General features: G+C 41.9%; 15 protein-coding genes and 2 pseudogenes. 8 read left to right on the top strand and 9 right to left on the bottom strand.

Annotation, left to right across the window (positions count from 1 at the left end):
* Positions 1 to 20 precede the first annotated feature (20 nt).
* The 4 genes from V7K85_RS23245 to V7K85_RS23230 form a co-directional block, all read right to left on the bottom strand.
* Positions 21 to 467 carry an SDR family NAD(P)-dependent oxidoreductase gene (locus V7K85_RS23245; protein WP_334816960.1) on the bottom strand — a complete coding sequence of 149 codons (447 nt, stop codon included), beginning with the start codon at positions 465 to 467 and terminating at the stop codon, positions 21 to 23.
* A gap of 132 nt (positions 468 to 599) precedes the next feature.
* On the bottom strand, positions 600 to 779 hold the full coding sequence (locus V7K85_RS23240) for an SDR family NAD(P)-dependent oxidoreductase (RefSeq protein WP_334816958.1): 180 nt from the start codon (positions 777 to 779) through the stop codon (positions 600 to 602).
* 445 nt (positions 780 to 1,224) lie between these two features.
* The gene (locus V7K85_RS23235; protein ID WP_334816956.1) at positions 1,225 to 1,629 is read right to left on the bottom strand and encodes a peptidoglycan-binding domain-containing protein; all 405 of its coding nucleotides are present in this window, start codon (positions 1,627 to 1,629) and stop codon (positions 1,225 to 1,227) included.
* 233 nt (positions 1,630 to 1,862) lie between these two features.
* A complete protein-coding gene (locus V7K85_RS23230; protein WP_334816954.1) occupies positions 1,863 to 2,069 on the bottom strand; it encodes a hypothetical protein in 207 nt (68 codons plus the stop codon).
* 80 nt (positions 2,070 to 2,149) lie between these two features.
* Between V7K85_RS23230 and V7K85_RS23225 the strand changes: the two genes are divergently transcribed.
* A complete protein-coding gene (locus V7K85_RS23225) occupies positions 2,150 to 2,347 on the top strand; it encodes a hypothetical protein (RefSeq protein WP_334816952.1) in 198 nt (65 codons plus the stop codon).
* A gap of 187 nt (positions 2,348 to 2,534) precedes the next feature.
* Here the strand turns inward: V7K85_RS23225 and V7K85_RS23220 are convergent, their stop codons facing one another.
* Entirely contained in the window at positions 2,535 to 2,687 is a 153-nt protein-coding gene (locus tag V7K85_RS23220) for a hypothetical protein (protein ID WP_334816950.1), read from the bottom strand.
* Positions 2,688 to 2,768: 81 nt separating this feature from the next.
* Here V7K85_RS23220 and V7K85_RS23215 point away from each other — a divergent pair, with 81 nt between their 5' ends.
* From V7K85_RS23215 to V7K85_RS23200, 4 genes and pseudogenes are all read left to right on the top strand, one after another.
* Complete coding sequence (locus tag V7K85_RS23215; RefSeq protein WP_334816948.1) at positions 2,769 to 5,354, top strand: GAF domain-containing protein; 2,586 nt, start codon at positions 2,769 to 2,771, stop codon at positions 5,352 to 5,354.
* 312 nt (positions 5,355 to 5,666) lie between these two features.
* Positions 5,667 to 6,050 (top strand): pentapeptide repeat-containing protein, encoded by a 384-nt coding sequence (locus V7K85_RS23210; protein ID WP_334816946.1) that lies wholly within the window; start codon positions 5,667 to 5,669, stop codon positions 6,048 to 6,050.
* Between the two features lie 226 nt (positions 6,051 to 6,276).
* Positions 6,277 to 6,767: pseudogene (locus tag V7K85_RS23205) on the top strand (hypothetical protein).
* Positions 6,768 to 8,122: 1,355 nt separating this feature from the next.
* A complete protein-coding gene (locus V7K85_RS23200) occupies positions 8,123 to 9,259 on the top strand; it encodes a response regulator (RefSeq protein WP_334816944.1) in 1,137 nt (378 codons plus the stop codon).
* 837 nt (positions 9,260 to 10,096) lie between these two features.
* On the opposite strand, the gene V7K85_RS23195 is transcribed toward V7K85_RS23200, so the two are convergent.
* Positions 10,097 to 11,062, bottom strand: a complete 966-nt coding sequence (locus V7K85_RS23195) for an SGNH/GDSL hydrolase family protein (RefSeq protein ID WP_334816942.1) — start codon at positions 11,060 to 11,062, stop codon at positions 10,097 to 10,099.
* 568 nt (positions 11,063 to 11,630) lie between these two features.
* Between V7K85_RS23195 and V7K85_RS23190 the strand changes: the two genes are divergently transcribed.
* Positions 11,631 to 12,983 (top strand): helix-hairpin-helix domain-containing protein, encoded by a 1,353-nt coding sequence (locus tag V7K85_RS23190; protein WP_334816940.1) that lies wholly within the window; start codon positions 11,631 to 11,633, stop codon positions 12,981 to 12,983.
* A 203-nt stretch (positions 12,984 to 13,186) separates the two neighbouring features.
* Positions 13,187 to 13,774, top strand: a complete 588-nt coding sequence (locus V7K85_RS23185; RefSeq protein ID WP_334689819.1) for a hypothetical protein — start codon at positions 13,187 to 13,189, stop codon at positions 13,772 to 13,774.
* A 349-nt stretch (positions 13,775 to 14,123) separates the two neighbouring features.
* Here the strand turns inward: V7K85_RS23185 and V7K85_RS23180 are convergent.
* Positions 14,124 to 14,267 (bottom strand): annotated as a pseudogene (locus V7K85_RS23180) (ATP-binding protein); the annotation flags it as partial.
* Between the two features lie 158 nt (positions 14,268 to 14,425).
* Between V7K85_RS23180 and V7K85_RS23175 the strand changes: the two are divergent.
* A complete protein-coding gene (locus V7K85_RS23175) occupies positions 14,426 to 14,956 on the top strand; it encodes a hypothetical protein (RefSeq protein WP_334816939.1) in 531 nt (176 codons plus the stop codon).
* Between the two features lie 196 nt (positions 14,957 to 15,152).
* Here V7K85_RS23175 and V7K85_RS23170 read toward each other — a convergent pair whose 3' ends face one another.
* Both V7K85_RS23170 and V7K85_RS23165 read right to left on the bottom strand, forming a co-directional pair.
* Positions 15,153 to 16,892, bottom strand: a complete 1,740-nt coding sequence (locus V7K85_RS23170; protein ID WP_334816938.1) for an ABC transporter permease — start codon at positions 16,890 to 16,892, stop codon at positions 15,153 to 15,155.
* Positions 16,893 to 16,930: 38 nt separating this feature from the next.
* On the bottom strand, positions 16,931 to 18,256 hold the full coding sequence (locus tag V7K85_RS23165; RefSeq protein ID WP_334816937.1) for an ABC transporter ATP-binding protein: 1,326 nt from the start codon (positions 18,254 to 18,256) through the stop codon (positions 16,931 to 16,933).
* Positions 18,257 to 18,522 lie beyond the last annotated feature (266 nt).

The following is an 18,522-nucleotide window of genomic DNA, read 5'->3' as shown; positions in this document are numbered from 1 at the left end:
CAAGAAAGAATCTGCGATCGCTACCACGCAGTGTAGCCGCCGTCCATCAGGTGGAAACTGCCGGTGACCAAGGAGGCACGCTCTGACAAGAAGAAGCTGACCATGTCCGCGACCTCCTCCGTCTGTGCGAGGCGACCTAAAGGGTGCGAGGCGGCCATCTGCGCCCGCGCTTCCTGCGGCAATTCGCGCATCTTGGGCGTGTCAACATAGCCCGGCCCAATTGCGAGCACCCGGATGCCTTGGTTGGCATATTCCAGTGCCGCCGCCTTCGTCAGTCCGACGATGCCGTGTTTTGCGGCGACGTAGGGACCGATACCAGCGATCCCGACCGCGCTAGCGGCCGATGACATGTTGACGATTGCCCCGCCGCCGCTTTGGATCATTGCCGGAATCTCGTATTTCAGTCCGAAGAAGATGCCGCCGAGATTGGCTGCGATCACGCGATGCCACCCACCATTCGATCTCATAGTCGGCGGTGCTGATCTCGTGTGGTCCGGTGAAGCCGGCATTGTTGACCGCCATGTGCAGCCCGCCGAAGCGCTCCACCGTCTTGGCCACCATCGCCTCGACGGCGCGATGATCGGATACGTCCGTCTCGATCACGTATGTACGCGCTTGCCAGACGAATCCAGCCGCCCGGCCACTTCATGCGCCCGGACGACGTCGATGTCCGCAAGGATGATCCTCGCACCGTTCTCGTATAGCTTGACGGCAATGGCTTCGCCCAGACCGGTCGCCGCGCCGGTGACTATAGCTACCTTGTCTGCAAACTCGGACACTGGCTTCCCCTCCTTGTCTTTCGCTCATCCCCTAAAGCATAAGCCGCCTAACTCTTATCTATGCAGATATTCTTTGTCTAAGATCCCTTCTTAGGGTATTTAGAGTAGACTAAAATTCGGCTGCTTAACATCCCCCTAATTGGAGAATTAGACAGACGTTAATTTGCATTGGACTCCACGCAAGGAGATGAAGCTGAAAGGGCAGTGCCCTTTGCGCGTTCGCACAAACCCTACAGAGACGGCGTAGTATATAAGCTAATCACTAATGCCACTCATTCTTACCCTCAATCCTCCGTATGATATTCAATTCGATACTCACGCACCGCTTTAATTAACAGCGTTATTATTACTGACAAAACTGACTTCATCTTCAACTGTCACGAATGCATCGACCCTATCTCTTCATCCTCTTTTTTTGGCGAAGGTATTGGAAGCTGAAACCATTTTATTTGAGAGATGCCATAGTCCGGCGTCCAATCATTCCGTCTGCTCTTAATCCTTTAGACTTCTGAAATTTGATCACCGCTGAACGTGTCTTGTTATCAAACACACCATTCACACTTGCGGTATAGAATCCTTGCTGCTTTAAAAGATTCTGAGCAGTTTTAACTGCCTCTCCTCTGCTACCTACTGTCAGTACGCTACTATGGTTTGCCATACTATTAGACTTGTGCATAGCATTAGGCTTTTGCATAGCATTAGCCTTTTTCATGCTGTTGCCTTGCTGCATATTTTGGGCAATGTGGGTAGCAGTAGTCGTATTGTGGCTTTTATTATTGGTTAAAGAGTAAGCAGGCACAGCAGTCGCTAAAGTCAAGGCAGGGAGCAAAGCAAGTACTTTCCAATTCATCTTTTTGTTCCTTCTAACTATGAGAATTCTGACAATTTTGATTAGAAGATTCATCCTACTTATAAGGGTTAATCCCTTATAGTGATTCTCTTCAGTAGACTCTAGTGTGTGGGTGTTTAGTATAGAGTCAGCCGATTTTTTAACCCAGAGCTTTAGCATCACACGTTATATTGACAAAGTTATTGCAAAGCTATTGCAAAATTGTGACGAAAGCATGACTAATTTATGTAGAATTATGTCGCACAATACCTTACTGATGGTGCAACACTATTTGTCGATGGTGGCATACCTTGTATCCAGTGTTTACCGAGAATGGTTAAAAAAGATACTATGGACTGGGGACTAGTAAAGCTACTTACTGTACATCTACCTTCTGCCTCCTGCCCTTTCAATGCAAGGATTTGCGATCGCGCAGCTAAACCGAGTCTTGTCTGCGCCACGCTGTTCGCGTTCGAGCGTCTTTGGGACTTTAGATTGTTCAATCCAAAATCTAAAATCTAAAGGACTCTTTCATCTCAAAATGCAGTTTATAACCCAATTAGTTATCAACGGGGAAGTGTTTGGCCGCACGACAACTCCATCAGCCGACGCTCAGACTTCTCTGTGTGTCGCGCCAGTTGCTACAACTCTTGGAACCCCCCTTCGGATGACGCTACGCACAGTCGCTAACGCTGCGCTATCGCTACCGCTTCTCTACGAGACGCGCAAGGGACGCTAACGCTACCGCTACGCTAACACCAGTCGCCTCCGGCGGATTTCCCGAAGGAGAGCGCTGGATTCACCGCAACGCACTGGCTTCTGTGCGCCTCTGCGGTAGCCTGCGGCAAGCCGCTTTGCGTCTACGTTATTCCGTTACTCGTGCGTAAGTCCTATTCCATAGAGGATCAAAAGCTTGTCAGGCAACTCTAGAACACTTGTGTGTAAACAGTAGCAGGCATTCGGAGTATTACTGCATTTGCACTCTGGTCATACCACGCTTGTTGATAATCGACTTCCACCTGACTCCACAGGATGACGCTAGCTAAACAAGCGATTAAACTATGGATAATATCAAACAACTGTTGCTTTTAGCACCACTTACATAAATTAAATTTCATTGTTACATCTAAAATCTCATCCTGCTATATAAAATACCGATTATGTCAGTGTATCAAGGAAGTTGTGGGGAAACCACCGATTTGATTATTGGTGTTCACAACCAAGAAAACCGCGAATTACAAGCAAATTCTGCTCCTGTGGGTGCTCTTGCCACAAGACAAGGAACTTTTTCTACGTTTCTTGCTCCCCTGACTCAGGATACTTTTAAACAGGTCGTTCAGGATGTCGAGCAAAAATTACAGATTGTTCATCAAACCCTGTCAATGCTGGATTCTCACGGGTTTGAAACTCTTCTGCAAGAAATGTTGCATTCGATTACCTTGAAAACCGGGGAATTACTGGGGGCAGACCGGACGACAATATTTTTATTGGATGAAGAAAAACAAGAACTCTGGTCAATTCTGGCTGAGGGGGAGGGTGATCGCTCTTTAGAAATCCGCATTCCCGCTGATAAAGGCATTGCTGGGGAAGTCGCCACCTTCAAGCAAGTTATCAATATTCCGTTTGATTTTTATAGTGACCCGCGATCGCATTTTGCCCAAGAACAAGAAAAAAGAACTGGCTATCGCACCTACACCATGCTGGCTTTGCCATTGTTGAATGAACATGGACAGTTAGTTGCGGTAGTGCAATTACTGAATAAATTAAAATCTGATCATAATCACGATGCTCCACTTGGACAGCGCATTGATATCAAAGGTTTTATCTATGCTGACGAACAATTATTTCAAGAATTTGCACCTTCAATTCGCCTGATTTTAGAATCTTCGCGCTCTTTTTATGTAGCCACTCAAAAACAAAGAGCAGTGGCGGCGCTGATGAAGGCGATCAAGTCCCTCTCTCAAAGCAGTCTCGACTTAGAAGACACCCTCAAGCGGGTAATGGATGAAGCCAAGGAACTGATGAATGCCGATCGCAGTACCCTATGGTTAATAGACCGCGATCGCGATGAATTGTGGACGAAAATCACCCAGGACAATGGTTCAACTAAGGAGTTGCGAGTACATATAGGTAAAGGCTTTGCTGGTTTAGTGGCGGCTTCTGGCAAGAAGCTGAATATTGCCTTTGATTTGTACTACGATCCTGACTCAGAGACAGCCCAACTACTAGACCAGCAAAATGGTTATCGTACCTGTAGCTTGCTTTGTATGCCAGTATTTAACGCCGATCAACAATTAATTGGCGTTACCCAACTCGTAAATAAAAAGAAAACTGGTGATTTTCCGCCTTATAATCCAGCTGATTGGCCGAAAGCTCCCGACTGCTTCCAAGCTAGCTTTGACCGCAACGATGAAGAGTTCATGGAAGCTTTTAATATTCAAGCGGGAGTAGCGCTGCAAAATGCCCAGTTGTTTGCCACAGTCAAGCAACAAGAACAAATGCAACGGGATATTCTGCGTAGTCTTTCCAATGGAGTTGTTTCGACTGATAAAACTGGATTAATTATCGCCGCCAATGAAAGTGCCAAGCGTTTGCTAGGACTGGAGCCAGAAGACCGGTTAGAAGGTAAATTAGTTAATGATGTCATCGCTATCAAAGAAGGTGACTTTAGCAAGTGGTATCAGGATGCTTTACATGCAGTTGACTTAAAAGACCGCCAGCAATATTACCCCGATCGCACACTCCTAAGTACTAGTGTAAAGCAACACAGTATTAATTTATCGATTAACACAATTGCCGATGCTAGCGATCAAGAGCAAGTGCGTGGGGTGCTGGTGGTGATGGAAGATATCAGTGATGAAAAGCGGCTCAAGAGTACAATGTACCGCTACATGACCCAGGAATTAGCCGAAGAATTGCTGAAATTGGATGACGCTAAACTCGGAGGCGATCGCAAAGAAGTTTCGATTTTATTTTCCGATATTCGCGGCTATACCACTTTGACGGAAAACTTGGAAGCAGAAGAAGTGGTGAGTATGCTCAACGAATATTTTGAATCAATGGTGGAGGCAGTCTTTAAACATAAAGGCACCCTTGACAAATATATCGGCGACGCCATCATGGCTGTGTTTGGTTCTCCTCTACCGTTGGAAGAACACGCTTGGATGGCAGTGCAAACATCCTTAGAAATGCGCGATCGGTTGCACGAATTTAATCAACGTCGCAACGCAGCTAATAAGCCCGGAATCAAGATCGGCATTGGTATCAATTCTGATACCGTGATTAGTGGGAATATTGGCTCTAGTAAACGGATGGAATTTACCGCCATTGGCGATGGCGTTAATCTTGGCTCCCGATTAGAAAGTGTTAGTAAACAGTATGGTTGCGATATTATTATTAGCCATAACACTTTTAAACCATGCCAAGATTATATTTGGGCTAGGGAACTAGATTACATTCGTGTCAAGGGCAGAAATGAGCCAGTAGCTATATATGAATTAGTGGGTTTGCGTTCTAATCCTATTGAAAGCGAAAAATTGCAAGTGATTGAGCACTATGACAAAGGGCGCCAGTATTACCTCAAGCGGGAGTTTTCCCTTGCCAGGGCTGAGTTTGCCAAAGTCTTGGCAGCAGACAACCATGACAAAGCTGCTATGTTGCATCTGTTGCGTTGTCAGCATTGGTTACAATCACCTCCAACAGATTCCGATTGGGATAAAGGAGTCTGGACATTTCAGGAAAAATAAGTACCATTTCTGACGCTCCATTCCTGTGGAAGAATTCGCACTCAACAACAGTGAGTGCTACTGCCAAAAATAACTTAAATGTAGCGGACGCACCAGAGGGCTGAAGCCCTCACCACAAACCTTTAATTATTATTTTTGAGAGGTATCTCCCTATACTACATATAAACCACTATTTTATCGTTTCCAGCCAGAGGCTGGAAATGCATTAAAAGCGGCTCTGACGCAAATTCGGGAGGCGGAGCCTCACATTAGCCATTCCCAGTCAGAAACTGGGAACGAGGTAAAAAAGGTAATTGATGCAAGAGGTGAGTTATGGATGCTGAAGAATTGCTCAAGCGTTATGCTGCTGGAGAGAGAGACTTTAGTGGGATTAATTTGGAAGAGGCTGACTTGAGTGGGGCTAACCTGAGCGGCGCTAACCTGAGTCGAGCTAATCTGTTGGCAGCTAATTTGAGTGGGGCTAATTTGAGTGGGGTCAACCTCAGCTATGCCAAATTGAGTCTGGCTAGATTCATTGGTACTAATTTGGAGGGTACTAATGTGACTGATGCTGACATAGTTGGTGCCAGATTTGAAAATGCTAACCTCACAGGGTCTTACCTAAGTGATTTCGGTTACATTAACAATGCGTTGTTCCAAAATACTATTCTAGGTGATGGCAGGATTATCGTCGGCCCAGAGATTATTCATGGATAAAAAATTCTTGGTTCCTCCGATATAAAAAAATTGAGTATTTCTAACAGACAAAATATATGTAAATTAATTTTTAAAATATCTTAATATTTATTAACTAAGTTTAAAAAATCTTGGTATTGGATTAAGAATGAATTAAGAGAAATGGCTTTGTAAAGGTTAGTTGATATTACTTGTCAAACTGCCAATGAAGTTACAAACTAAGAATATAAACAGGCGCAATTATTTTATGACTGCTATTTCTAACCTTGAATTCAAACGGCCAATTTGGCAAACCGCGATCATATTGACTTTGGGCTTTTGGCTCAGTGCTAGTCTAGTTTTAGACTGGGTAATTATGCCTAGCCTTATCTTTCTGGGATGATGAGTCAAGCTGGTTTTACGACAGCAGGCTATACGATTTTTTGGAACTTCAATCGGATGGAATTATTATCTGCTGCTGTAGTATTGACTGGGGCACTAGCTTTGGGCAAAACCCGATATCACTGGCGTATTGGCAGTATTGTTTTATCTGGGCTGCTACTAACTATAGCTATGCTTGATACCTATTTCTTAACTCCCCAAATGTGCGCTATAGGAGTTCAACTCAACCTATTTGAAGCTGCTGCTGCTATTCCATCAACAATGAATTTACTACACGGCAGTTATTGGGTATTGGAAGTACTTAAGCTGGTAGTAGGCGGCACACTTTTAAGCTGGTGCTGGCGGGAGCAATTTTAAGTAGATGGAGAAGTCTAACGGAGAGAATGTCTACTTCTAAATCTCACGCCGAAGACGCAAATAAATTCTTTGCGTCTTTTTGCTACATATACCTTATCGGTTAATGAATGCGAACGCGGACAATTTTATATTTATATTTGTGACTTTTAAAACTTGAGATTTTTCGGGCAAATTGCTACCATAAAATGATTCATTTATAAGTGTAATTTAATAAGCATACAAAATTATCTTTTACTGTACATTTTCAGCCTTTCAGGACATCTGAACAAATAAATACTGGAAGATTATATTAATTAGTTTTCATGTTGACTTTACTGATTTATCATGAAGTTTATATATTTCTGCTAACTTTTTTTGAAAATTATAGTAACCTGAATTTTAGTGAGTACGTTACTTGTTATCTACCATCTAGCTGAAAATAGCTATTTTGCAGGTATGTACTACCAATCAAGAATTAACTGTAAATTCTTGAATTTGTGACTCCAAATTGTGCAAGGTGACTATTTAGCCCCACACAACATTAGAACCCGTTTCCAGTACTTATGAAGAGATTCCCTTCTGCTGATCTGGTCGCCCGTGCATCTCACCACACACCATCATGGCGGCAATTATCAGCGAACTCATACTTGGTCGGAGTTTACCATTCTTGTTGTGCAAGTGATAATTTTGCCCAATCCCAACACTAAGAGTTGCTCTACAATCACAAACCTAAGTAAGACATTGAACTTTTTGAATGCTTAGTTTTTAATAATACTTTTTCTCTTGATGAAGTTTCTCTCAAGAATAAACTTCTAACAAAAGTACCGGACGACTTTCGTCACGGCTACAAAAACATAGTTGGTCAGCGCGGACTAAAAGCCTTGAGGGAGAGCGATTTACCTCTACGTTACAGGAGATTTTGGTCGCTCCAGACTTTAGCATTAGGGGCAAAAAAACTTTTGCAAGAGAACTAAAGTATCTGCAATTTTAAGCTGCCAAATACGGATAACAATGATGCTTTTGTGACTGATGGGCGAGAGCCAATGGTCTGTGCGTCGCACTTGAGTTACTGTTAAATTGGCTAGATTAGCAAAAGATACAGAAAACCAATCTAATTTTTGAAATACTATATCCTGGCAACCAGTCGGGCAATTTTGCTATTGGGCAATAGCATGAATTGGTTTAGTTGTATTTCGTGCATTATAGCTTAACAGAGATTGGTGAATTAGGAGTTGGGGGGTGTGGAATCTCTGTACTAACTCAAATGTGACCGCTATATTTATCTGACAGTGCTCCCAACAAAGTCGCGGTGAATTCCGAAAAGGTAATTCACTAATTTTGCCTGCAAATGTTAATTTTATTCCAAAGCCATCCCAATGAAGACACTTCCGATTAGTAGATACAGATTTTTCCAAAAGCTCCAGCCCCTATCTCTATTGAAAAAAATCACTGGTAAGTCAGTTACTGGTTGTTTGCAGGTGTTTAGCACGTCAGGCTCTTGGTCAATATATATGGACGAGGGTAAACTAATTTATGCCTGCTACTCAGAGAAAATGTTTGAGCCGCTTTACAGGAATTTGCAACGCTTGAGTCAGCAAATTTCTACTCTCCCTGGCGGAATCAAAGAACAGTTGCGGGCAATATTTGAAACTGGTATTGAAAATCAGGCAATGCCAAACCCAGATTATCTGGCTATTTGCTGGTTAGTCAATCAGAAATATATCAGTCCTTCTCAAGCGGCGATACTGATAGAGCAATTGGCGCTAGAAGTTCTGGAGTCATTTCTGAACTTAGAACAGGGGAGTTATGAATTTATTCCCGAGAGCTTTCTGGATGACATGCCAAAGTTTTGTTATCTAAATCTCCGCTTACTAGTTGAACGATGTCAAACGCCCGGAAGCGTTGGCGTTGACATTGGCGTTGGCGAAGTTTCTTGTAGAGAAGCCTCTCGTAGAGAATTAGCTTATCATGAGACATCGCCAACTAATCAATCGCACCCCCCACAATTGTTCCAAATAAATCAGCTACAACCTCAAGCCAAAACTACACCAAAGTTACCTAGAACAAACGGCTATAAACCAGCAGCCTACTCTATTAATACTAATGATCATAGGGGTCAGCGAATCATCCAACCGCCTGCTGACAAAAAAATCTACACAATCTTCTGTATTGATGACAGTCTGACGGTATTGAATGCTATTAAAAGTTATTTAGATGAGCAAACATTTTCTGTTGTGGGAGTTACCGATTCTTTGAAAGCTTTAATGCAGATTGTTCGCACAAAACCCGACATAATTTTGTTAAATATTTCGATGCCTAATTTGGACGGATATGAACTCTGCACTTTGCTGCGTAAACACTCACATTTTAAAAATACACCTGTGATTGTGGTGTCAGCAAAATCAGGATTTATAGATAGAGCTAAAGCTAAGATGGTCGGAGCATCAGGCTATTTAGCCAAGCCTTTTACACAAGGGGATCTACTAAAAGTAATCTTTCAACATATTGTTTAATTTCCTCATCTAAAAAATAACTCCACTTAAGCAACATATTTTTTTGGAGATTTAAGGTAGAGTATTACCTGGACCGCTACCATTATGGTTATAGAAAATTGTCTGAGTGAATTGAAATTAATTAGTCATTATCTCAGCGATAGGGGCTACAATATCATTCAGGCGAATAGTGCCAAAAAAGCTCTATAAATAATCTTAGAATCAAAGCCAGTTGCGATTGTTACTGATGTAGTAATGCCGGGAATAAGTGGATTTAAATTGTGTCGCTTCATCAAAACAAATCCGACCAGGACTTACGCAAACAATAGCCGAAAAGAAAGATTTTTAGGTAGGGGCAATACCCTGCGGGAAACCGCTTCTCTACGAGACGCTCCGCGTAGCTTGCTTCTCCGTAGGAGTATGCGTCTACATAAATTGCCCCAGAACGCGTGTAGTTTTGCGTAAGTCCTACCGACTTCAAACGGTTCGTACTAGTAATATTATTTGAAACATCAATGTATTGCATTTTGAAGTGCGGAATGTGGGTTACCAAAATGACTTGTATTGAGTGAGCAATCGAATGCGGGATGGTTGATATTATTAAATATTAACACTGCTATTTGTGAGGTTTTTGGCTTAGGAGTAGCTCGTCGTAGACATCACTATTGAACTACCATTAGGCCAATATTTGTAATATTTACATATTAAAAAACGAAGTGCAGAATGTGGGATACTATAACTAAGCCATATACGCCTGAGCCGCTACTGAGTATCATTCAATCGCTTGAGGCATAAACCGACAAATTAGTTTGTGGGATATAACGCAATATTGTTCAGTTAAATTAGTGGTTCATGTCATTATTGAGGAAGTGATGCCTCCCCTAGTATTTCCAAAAGCGATCGCTCCATAACTTCACTGACAAATTTATTACCTTGCAAGTTCAGATGAATATGATCATGATACAAAGCTTGCGGGTTGGTAGTTGAATTGAATATCGGTAAAAAGTCTATATAGTTAATTTGCTGTGCTTTGGTAAAATCGTTCAAGCGCTGGCGTGCTTTAATTTCGTAATCGCGGGGGCCTGGTTCACCAATTTCTCGCAGTAAGGGAGTCATGAATAGCAGAAATTGGCTGTTTGTTTGGCGAGTTAGGGCTTGAATTTTGCTGATCGCCTCCAGATTAATCCCAACGCGATCGCCTGCTTCATTATCCACTGCTTTCATTTCGGGAATTGGCTTTTGCTTGACGATATAACGTTGCCACACTTCCACTAATGCTAAAGGAGGTTTACTATCAGGATAGTTGCGATCGCGTCCTACTGGTAAAGAAGTGGGAGAAGTAGCAAACAAATCATCGGTATTAATTAATAACACTACCGCTTGCGCGTTGAAATTGCTAAACTTTTGTAAATAAGCTAACTCGTTCCTTGGCCCCCAAGAGTTAGCTGAAGCATTCAACACTTCTGCTTCTTGATAATTACTATTATTAGATGATGCCAGAGAACGCATCATCAGGCTGGATATTGTATTAGTCTGATCTGTCCACCAGCCACCATTAGCAATAGAATCCCCTAACACTAGGACTCGCAGCCCATAAGGTGCAGGCGTCTGTTTGAGCGGACTACCTCGCATAGAATACTCATTAATTTCAATGCGATTACCAAAACGACGGGTACGCTGGTTAGGAGCCAATAAATAACCAATCTGCTCATCGCCAATGTAAATCAAGGGATTACCAAAGCCAAAGAGCGATCGCAGTCCGATCTCGACTACCACAAATAATCCTACAACCACCGCCAAAATTACGATCAGCGCTACTTTCACCTACCCACACCCTTTTATACCGAGTTGCTTTTCAACGATAGTAACTGACGCATTGGGCATTGGAAAGAGGCAGAGGGGCGGGGTGCAGAAGGGAAAACTTTTCTCCCCAGCTAAGAGATCAACAGCTTATTCCCGACTCCCCAGGCATTTGACTAAGTAAGTCGGTGCTAATATTTCAAGCTATGTTAAGAAATTTAAATGTAGAGTGCGTTGTCGTGCAGCGCAACGCACCATCAACGATTCAAGGTGCGTTAGCCTACGGCGTAACACACCCTACAACAAGAATATATTTCTTCATATACATTGAATTTTTCTCGCCGACTTACTTAAGCAGATTAATCTGTATTGGAATGTGTTTAATAAACTTTCAAAACTGCAACCATACGGCTATTAACTGTTTATGTCATAATTTACCAAAATTTTGAGATATTTTGGCTAGTTTTGTGTAAGAGTATAGCAGTGTTTTCTAGTGATATAATTATGTACTATAGGTATTACTAGAGCTACAATTGTCATCGTTTTTTCAATTAATTAATTTCGCAAATTTTTTTTTCGGGGATAGGTTAGGATGATCAAAATAGCCAGACGTAAATATTTAGGCCAACAAAATGTCTATGACATTGGAGTTGAGCTTGACCATAATTTTGCGATCAAAAATGGCTTAATAGCTTCCAATTGTTTCAATAAATCCCATTCGACTGCCTATGGTTATGTAACTTATCAAACAGCATATTTAAAAGCTAATTACCCATTGGAATATATGGCGGCACTGTTAACAGCTAACAGTGGCGATACTGATAAGGTACAGAGATATATTACTAACTGTACAAATATGGGTATTTCCATAGATCCGCCAGATATTAATCGTTCTGGTGTTGATTTTACGCCGACAGCAGGAAAGATTCTGTTTGGATTTTCGGCGGTGCGTAACGTGGGACAGAATGCGATCGCCTGTATTTTGGAGGCGAGAAATGAGACAGCAGAGTTTAAATCCCTCGCTGATTTTTGCGATCGTGTGGATTTACGTGCTGTTAACCGCCGCACTCTCGAATCGCTGATTTATTGTGGAGCCTTTGACAAAATTGAACCCAACCGCCAACAGTTAATTAACGACTTAGAATTAGTGTATGATTGGGCACAATCTCGTGCTAAAGACAGAGCTAGTGGTCAAGGGAATCTGTTTGATTTATTAGGCGACGGATTTTCCTCGACTCAGAATAAAAGAGCAAATAATGCCTTTGAAACTGCTCCCAAATCTAAAGCTGTAATGGATTTTAACCCACAGGAAAAGTTGCAGAAGGAGAAAGAATTATTAGGCTTTTATGTATCAGATCATCCACTGAAATCCTTACGGCAAATAGCACCACTTTTGACTGCAATTAACCTTTCGCAACTGGGAGAACAAAGAGAAGAAATAAGGCTTTGTGCAGTTGTCATGTTAAATAACGTGAAAAAAGTGGTTACTAAAAAAGGCGATCAGATGGCAATTTTGCAAATAGAAGACCTAACTACACAATCAGAAGCTGTAGTTTTTCCCAAAACTTATGAACGTATTAGTTCTTTACTCGTTGTTGATACTAGATTGATTATTTGGGGAAAAGTAGATCGACGCGATGAGCAAACTCAATTTATCCTTGAAGATGCAGAACCGGTGGAAACAGTACAAATGGTGATGGTGGAGTTAAATCCCCAGCAAGCAGGTAATATCGAAGAACTACATCGCTTGAAAACAATTTTGCAAGAACAGTCAGGAGACAAAGAAAAGGCAAAAATGCCAGTGATCGGAATTATCCAAACTGAAAATTCTCGTAAACTTGTTCGCTTGGGTTGGCAATTTTGCGTACAAGATTCTAGAATAACTGTTCAAGCTTTGCAAAATGCCAGTTTTCCTGCTCATATAAAATCGCTGACTGGTAGCTGACGCCAGGAGTGAAAAGTCCACTAATACAAAAAAGCAGCATAAATATCAGTATTGCTGAACTGTCACCAGTAAATATCCTTAATGATTCAGGGCTAGAGTCGTTTTTTTAGTTACTTATGCGGATGATAATTTCCTCAAGGTAGTGGTATCTTTTTATGCTATTACCCTTGAGGCTGCGACCGGGGGAAGGAGTTAGGAACTTGATGATCGTAAACGAGCTACATAAATTTGTTTCATACTGTAAAAAAATTCAACCCCAAACTCACGAGGACATTCAAAAATTCTTTGAAGGAGTTATCTTGTTTCCTTATGATAAGGAACTTCTCTTGCAAGCCTATTTATTTCTGAATATTAAAGACTTGTTTCCCTCGTGCGCTGAATTGCTGTTATTTGAAAAATCTCCAATTTCAGATTATACAGATTTAGGGAAGTGTGATTTCGTCTACCTCACCTTTAAAGGTAGTCTGTTTTTAGTTGAAACTAAGTTTATTGATACAGAAGCAACAGGAGCTACAGAACGAAAAAGAAGAAATAAACATAGAAACAAGGTATTTGAGCAAGTTATAACTTTAAAAGGTCGATTTAGTGAATATTGGAATATGAGGCTAGATCAATTAGAGTGTGGGGTTTTCACAACAGATCCAGAAGTTGCTTGGCGAGGAAATGGTGTGAACGTCACATCTAAATCAATATCTATAGAACATCTGGAAAAATGGCGAAGAAGTTATCACAGCATTGAAAAAGTTTCATCTCATCAAGATGCCTCAAAGTTTGAGGGAAGGTTAATTTGAAAGGTTGAGCCTTGACCGAATAATTACTAATTCATAATTCATAATTCATAATTAAAAACACTGTACAGTAGCCCACACTAAATCAAAAATTTAGTGGTCAACAAGACAGTGGAGAGTAAAATCGGACACTGATTGTAATTATGAATTATTAATTATCAATTATTTTGACTAAGTATACTTTTTACGGTGATTTGCCCTCCCATAACCTTATACAATTTGCCCTGCGATGCCTGCGGCGGGCTATGACGCTCTCTACGAGACGCTGCACGAACGAATAGAATACTCGTTAACGCTTCTCTACGAGACTCTACGCGTAGCTTGCTTCCCCGTAGGGGTACGCTATCGGCGTCGCAAGTTCGAGTCCAAAGCCGTCTATTTGGCGAGAGCGAACAGTATCTACACGATAAAAACGATCAAAAATATGTGGCAAACCAGTGGTGGGAATGCCAATGCCGTTGTCTTTAACCGGAATTACCGCCCATCGCCGATGGAGAAGGGGCGCAATGGTTTGCCTGACATTGGATGGGCTATCGGTTAAATCCGCCAAATTCCTAAAAGCAACTTCGTCTTTGTCCAACCATAGGTAACCTTGACCCGGAAAACATGTCAGATTACTTGAATAAGTACGAATCTGACAGGAAAACTATACTAATGAGAATTTGGGCTACTACTGCTGTGCTAGCTTCTTCTTGGCTAATATCTGGGGTTATAGGTTCTGAGCGAATCAACGCTACTTCTGTTTTGGTAGAAAATGCTATATCATCTCCTGCGCCAACGAATACAAAACAGATTACTGTTAGTAACACCGAGTTCGGGCTGAAGAGAGTTGACTCTAAAGGTAACGTTACCATTTTCCGGACAACAAGAGTGCCACTTCAGCAAGGAAACGCCTACGGATGGAGAATTAAACTCAAAAACTACCAAGGTGAAGTGAAATGGCGCGAAGTCTTGCATTTACCAAAACCTCCAGAAAGTTGGGGTACAGAGAACGGTGAAGACTTCTCAATATCAGCAGACGGCACTACATCTGTGACACGGCGCACACAGTCGGCTCCACAGGGTGTGATTGAGAATTTTTGGACGATCGCTCCTGGCGATCCAGTTGGTAAGCATAGAATAGAGGTCTATATTGATGACCGTTTGATCAGTACTTTCGAGTTTGAAATTATTCCAGTCAAATAGATATGAAGGAAGAGGCTTGCTCTAATTCCCTGCTTTTGAAAGAGGTTAGGAAGGATCAAGCCTTAACCCAAGCGTATTGGAATATAAGAGGTTGTTTAAAAGTGTTTGGCTGTGATTTTAGGCACTTTATTCATCCCCCCTAACTTCTAGGCTGGAGCCGCTAACTACAAACCTTTAATTCTTCACGCTTACCTACTTAAACCAATAATTGATATTTCTCTTGAGCTAGATTGTAAAGAGGTCGCCAAATCAAACGATTGGTCAACACTACTAATAGCGACATTATCACTGTCGAAGCTAATAACAGGGAGAAATTACCTGTTGCTGTGGCATGAGAAATCGTTGCTCCCAATCCAGAAGTACTAATTACTCGCCCTTGAAATGTGACATACTCACTGACGATACTGGCATTCCAAGCGCCGCCAACAGCGGTAATAATTCCTGTAATTAGGTAAGGAAAGATTGCAGGTAAAATTAAGGTTCGCCAGCGTTGCAAAGGGGATAGTTTATACACCGAAGCGGCTTCGATGAGGTCTGAGGGAATCGACTGTGCCCCAGCAATGACATTAAACAGGATATACCACATTGTGCCTAACATCATGAGAGCGATCGCACCAATCTGTAAACCGCCAGCAATGCGGGTTAAACCTAGCAGCAGCACCGGAAATAAAGCTGTTGCCGGTACAGAAGCGGCGATTTGTACCAATGGTTGCAACACTTGAGCCAGCCGCCGATTGCGACCAATTGCTACTCCCACGGGTACAGTCCACAACAGTGATAATATCAAAGCAATGATTACCCGCAACGCGGTTAAGGCAGCACCTTTCATTACCTGTTGCCAATCAGCCCAGCCTAAAGTCCGTAATAGTAATACGGCTTCCCAAGTACCCCACAGGACAATTAAGGTGAAGCCGCTAACAAATACCCAATTTAAAAAACTCGGCAAGTTTAGGTTGCCTTTAGGATTTACAGGTACAGAACGCACGGTAAACGACCGAATTAAACTGTTGTCTAGGGCTGTTTGTAATGGCTGAAAAACGCGATCGCCAATTGCGCGTAAAGTAGGCGAGCGCCTGACAATATCCAATACCCACGATTGGGGTGCATTTTCAGTTTCAATCATCTCCAACTTAAATCTTTCTGCCCAAGCAATCAGGGGTTGCCACACAAAAAAATCAGTTATTACAATGATCCCAATCAGCACCGCCAAGCCCCAAAATATAGCTTTAAAGTCTCCTTTGTTGGCTGCTGTGGCTAAAAAAGAGCCTAATCCTGGTAAACGAAAATCTTTATTCCCTAAAGTAAATGACTCAATAGCAATTAAAAAAAACCAACCTCCAGCCACCGACATTACACTATTCCATACCAAACCAATTACACCCGATGGTAACTCTAATGTCCAAAAGCGTTGCCAGGGATTAAGCCGATAAACCCTCGCTGCTTCTAGTAATTCTTGCGGTATACTTTGCAGAGATTGGTAAAAACTAAAAGTCATATTCCAGGTCATACCAGTGAAAATTAGCAAAATAGCTGCTAGTTCTACACCAATTCTTTGGCCCGGAAATAAGGAAATCAAAGCTAATACCACACCTGGTAAAAAAGACAATACTGGAATCGATTGCAGAACATCCAACATCGGAATTAAAATCCGTTCTGCAATTCGGGAGCGATAAGCAGTATAAGCATACAATAGGGTGAAAATTAGAGAAAAAAAGTAAGCCAGCCCCATACGAATCAAGGTTTGGGCTGTATATCCTGGCAAAGCATTGATGTTTATAGAAATTGTGAGTTCAGGTTCAAAGGTACCGCTAAATTGAGAAGCGGTTCTAATAATTGCCACAATGAAAGATAAAATTACCAGAATTAGCAATCCATCTTGCCAAGTCCAATAGCTACGTCCTTGAGTTTTATTAGCAGGAGTGAGGGGTCGGGTCATAATAGTTGGGAATGGTGAGAGTTAACAATGACAACTGACTAATCAGCATTAACAACTTGCTCTAAAAAGATTTGTCCCGATGGCTCATCGTAGCCGTATATCTCGGCGTAACGACCCCAATCAACGACTGTTTTTAATTGTCGTTCGGCTTCTTGTGGGCTAAAGTGACTTTCTAAGATATCTAAAACTAATTCTTCGGGAATGCGTTGATTATTTTTCGCTTCCAAAAGACGGTAAATTTGCTGTACCAAGCGAATATGAGTTAAGAGTTGCGATCGCATGATTTGTTTGCGATCGTCAATACCTCCATTGATAAATTGTTGCCCGACTGGCTTCAGGTTAATATCACCTTCTGCAAGTTCTACAAAATCCATTAATTTTGTAGCTTCCACAATTGGTAAAATCTCATCCACTTCTAATTGCAATTCCTGAGCAAGCCGATATAAGTCTTTTTCCTGACGATCTTCTAAAAGTTCCAAAAGACCGGCAATAGAACCAATTCGCACGGCTGGTAAAGACTGATATTTTGCTGGTGGTGTTGCAGGTTGTACAGAACTAGTAGGTGGAGACTCAATTTTTTCTAATTCGGGGTTCGTGATGATTGTATAAACCTGATCTACCAGGGCTTGAAAACTTGGGTGTTTGCGATCGCGGTAATGGGGTAGAGTCACAGGTAAATCAGCCCGAATTCTTCCCGGATTGCGTCCTAGAACAATAATCCGATCCGCCATAATTACTGCTTCCTCAATCCCGTGGGTGACAATGAGAACGGCTTGGGTGGGTATGCGACGTTCTAACCACAAATCTAATAACTCAAACCGCAAGTTTTCTGCTGTTAGCACATCCAATGCCGAAAACGGCTCATCCATACATAACAGTTCTGGTTCTACGGCCAAAGCCCTAGCAAATCCAACTCGCTGACGCATTCCCCCAGAAAGCTCTTTGGGATAGGCATTTTCAAACCCATCCAAACCAATAATATCAATCATCCGTAGCGCTTTTTGCCGTCGATAATCTGGCGCTTCTCCTTTTGCTTTTAAACCTAGTTCCACATTCTCCAGTACAGTTAACCAAGGATAAAGGGCAAAACTTTGAAAAACAATTGCTACCCCAGGATTTAAACCAACTAGGGGACGATTATGATATATAACTTCACCTTGACTGGGGGCGATTAACCCAGCAACTATTCGCATTAAAGTAGATTTCCCTGAACCTGAAGGCCCTAGCAACGCGACTATCTCCCCTGGATGCAACTCAAGATTAATATTTTCCAGGATGACAATCTGCTGACCGTTGGGCTGCTGATAAGATTTGCTGACACTTTTTAGAGCGATCAGGTGTTCGGTTGCTGTTTTAAAGACCATGACTCTTTCTGTAAAGAAATAATTAAATATAATCTGATGTTGAGGTTATTTTACAGTTAAAGTGAACTAAAAATAGTTTGTTCATGAATTGGAACAGTCCTAAAATCTATCTAATCGCTTGCATTGTCATAAATTAGCTGTAATAGTTAATAAGATAAATTTCCTAGCTAATGCAAAAAAATGACTGCCCGCCCGAATATTAATAGGAATAAATGGCTCTCTATTAGCTCTGTGCATCTTAGTAAATTGGAAGTGATTGCAGATAT

It is taken from the genome of Nostoc sp., from assembly GCF_036917615.1.
Lineage (GTDB): Bacteria > Cyanobacteriota > Cyanobacteriia > Cyanobacteriales > Nostocaceae > Nostoc.
This window is presented reverse-complemented; position numbering and strand designations above follow the sequence as displayed.

Bases quoted from the DNA above. Each gene is read 5' to 3' on its own strand.
- V7K85_RS23245 (WP_334816960.1), bottom strand. From the start codon at position 467: ATGAGATCGAATGGTGGGTGGCATCGCGTGATCGCAGCCAATCTCGGC.
- V7K85_RS23235 (WP_334816956.1), bottom strand. From the start codon at position 1,629: ATGAATTGGAAAGTACTTGCTTTGCTCCCTGCCTTGACTTTAGCGACT.
- V7K85_RS23225 (WP_334816952.1), top strand. From the start codon at position 2,150: ATGCAGTTTATAACCCAATTAGTTATCAACGGGGAAGTGTTTGGCCGC.
- V7K85_RS23215 (WP_334816948.1), top strand. From the start codon at position 2,769: ATGTCAGTGTATCAAGGAAGTTGTGGGGAAACCACCGATTTGATTATT.
- V7K85_RS23210 (WP_334816946.1), top strand. From the start codon at position 5,667: ATGGATGCTGAAGAATTGCTCAAGCGTTATGCTGCTGGAGAGAGAGAC.
- V7K85_RS23200 (WP_334816944.1), top strand. From the start codon at position 8,123: ATGAAGACACTTCCGATTAGTAGATACAGATTTTTCCAAAAGCTCCAG.
- V7K85_RS23190 (WP_334816940.1), top strand. From the start codon at position 11,631: ATGATCAAAATAGCCAGACGTAAATATTTAGGCCAACAAAATGTCTAT.
- V7K85_RS23185 (WP_334689819.1), top strand. From the start codon at position 13,187: ATGATCGTAAACGAGCTACATAAATTTGTTTCATACTGTAAAAAAATT.
- V7K85_RS23175 (WP_334816939.1), top strand. From the start codon at position 14,426: ATGAGAATTTGGGCTACTACTGCTGTGCTAGCTTCTTCTTGGCTAATA.
- V7K85_RS23170 (WP_334816938.1), bottom strand. From the start codon at position 16,892: ATGACCCGACCCCTCACTCCTGCTAATAAAACTCAAGGACGTAGCTAT.
- V7K85_RS23165 (WP_334816937.1), bottom strand. From the start codon at position 18,256: ATGGTCTTTAAAACAGCAACCGAACACCTGATCGCTCTAAAAAGTGTC.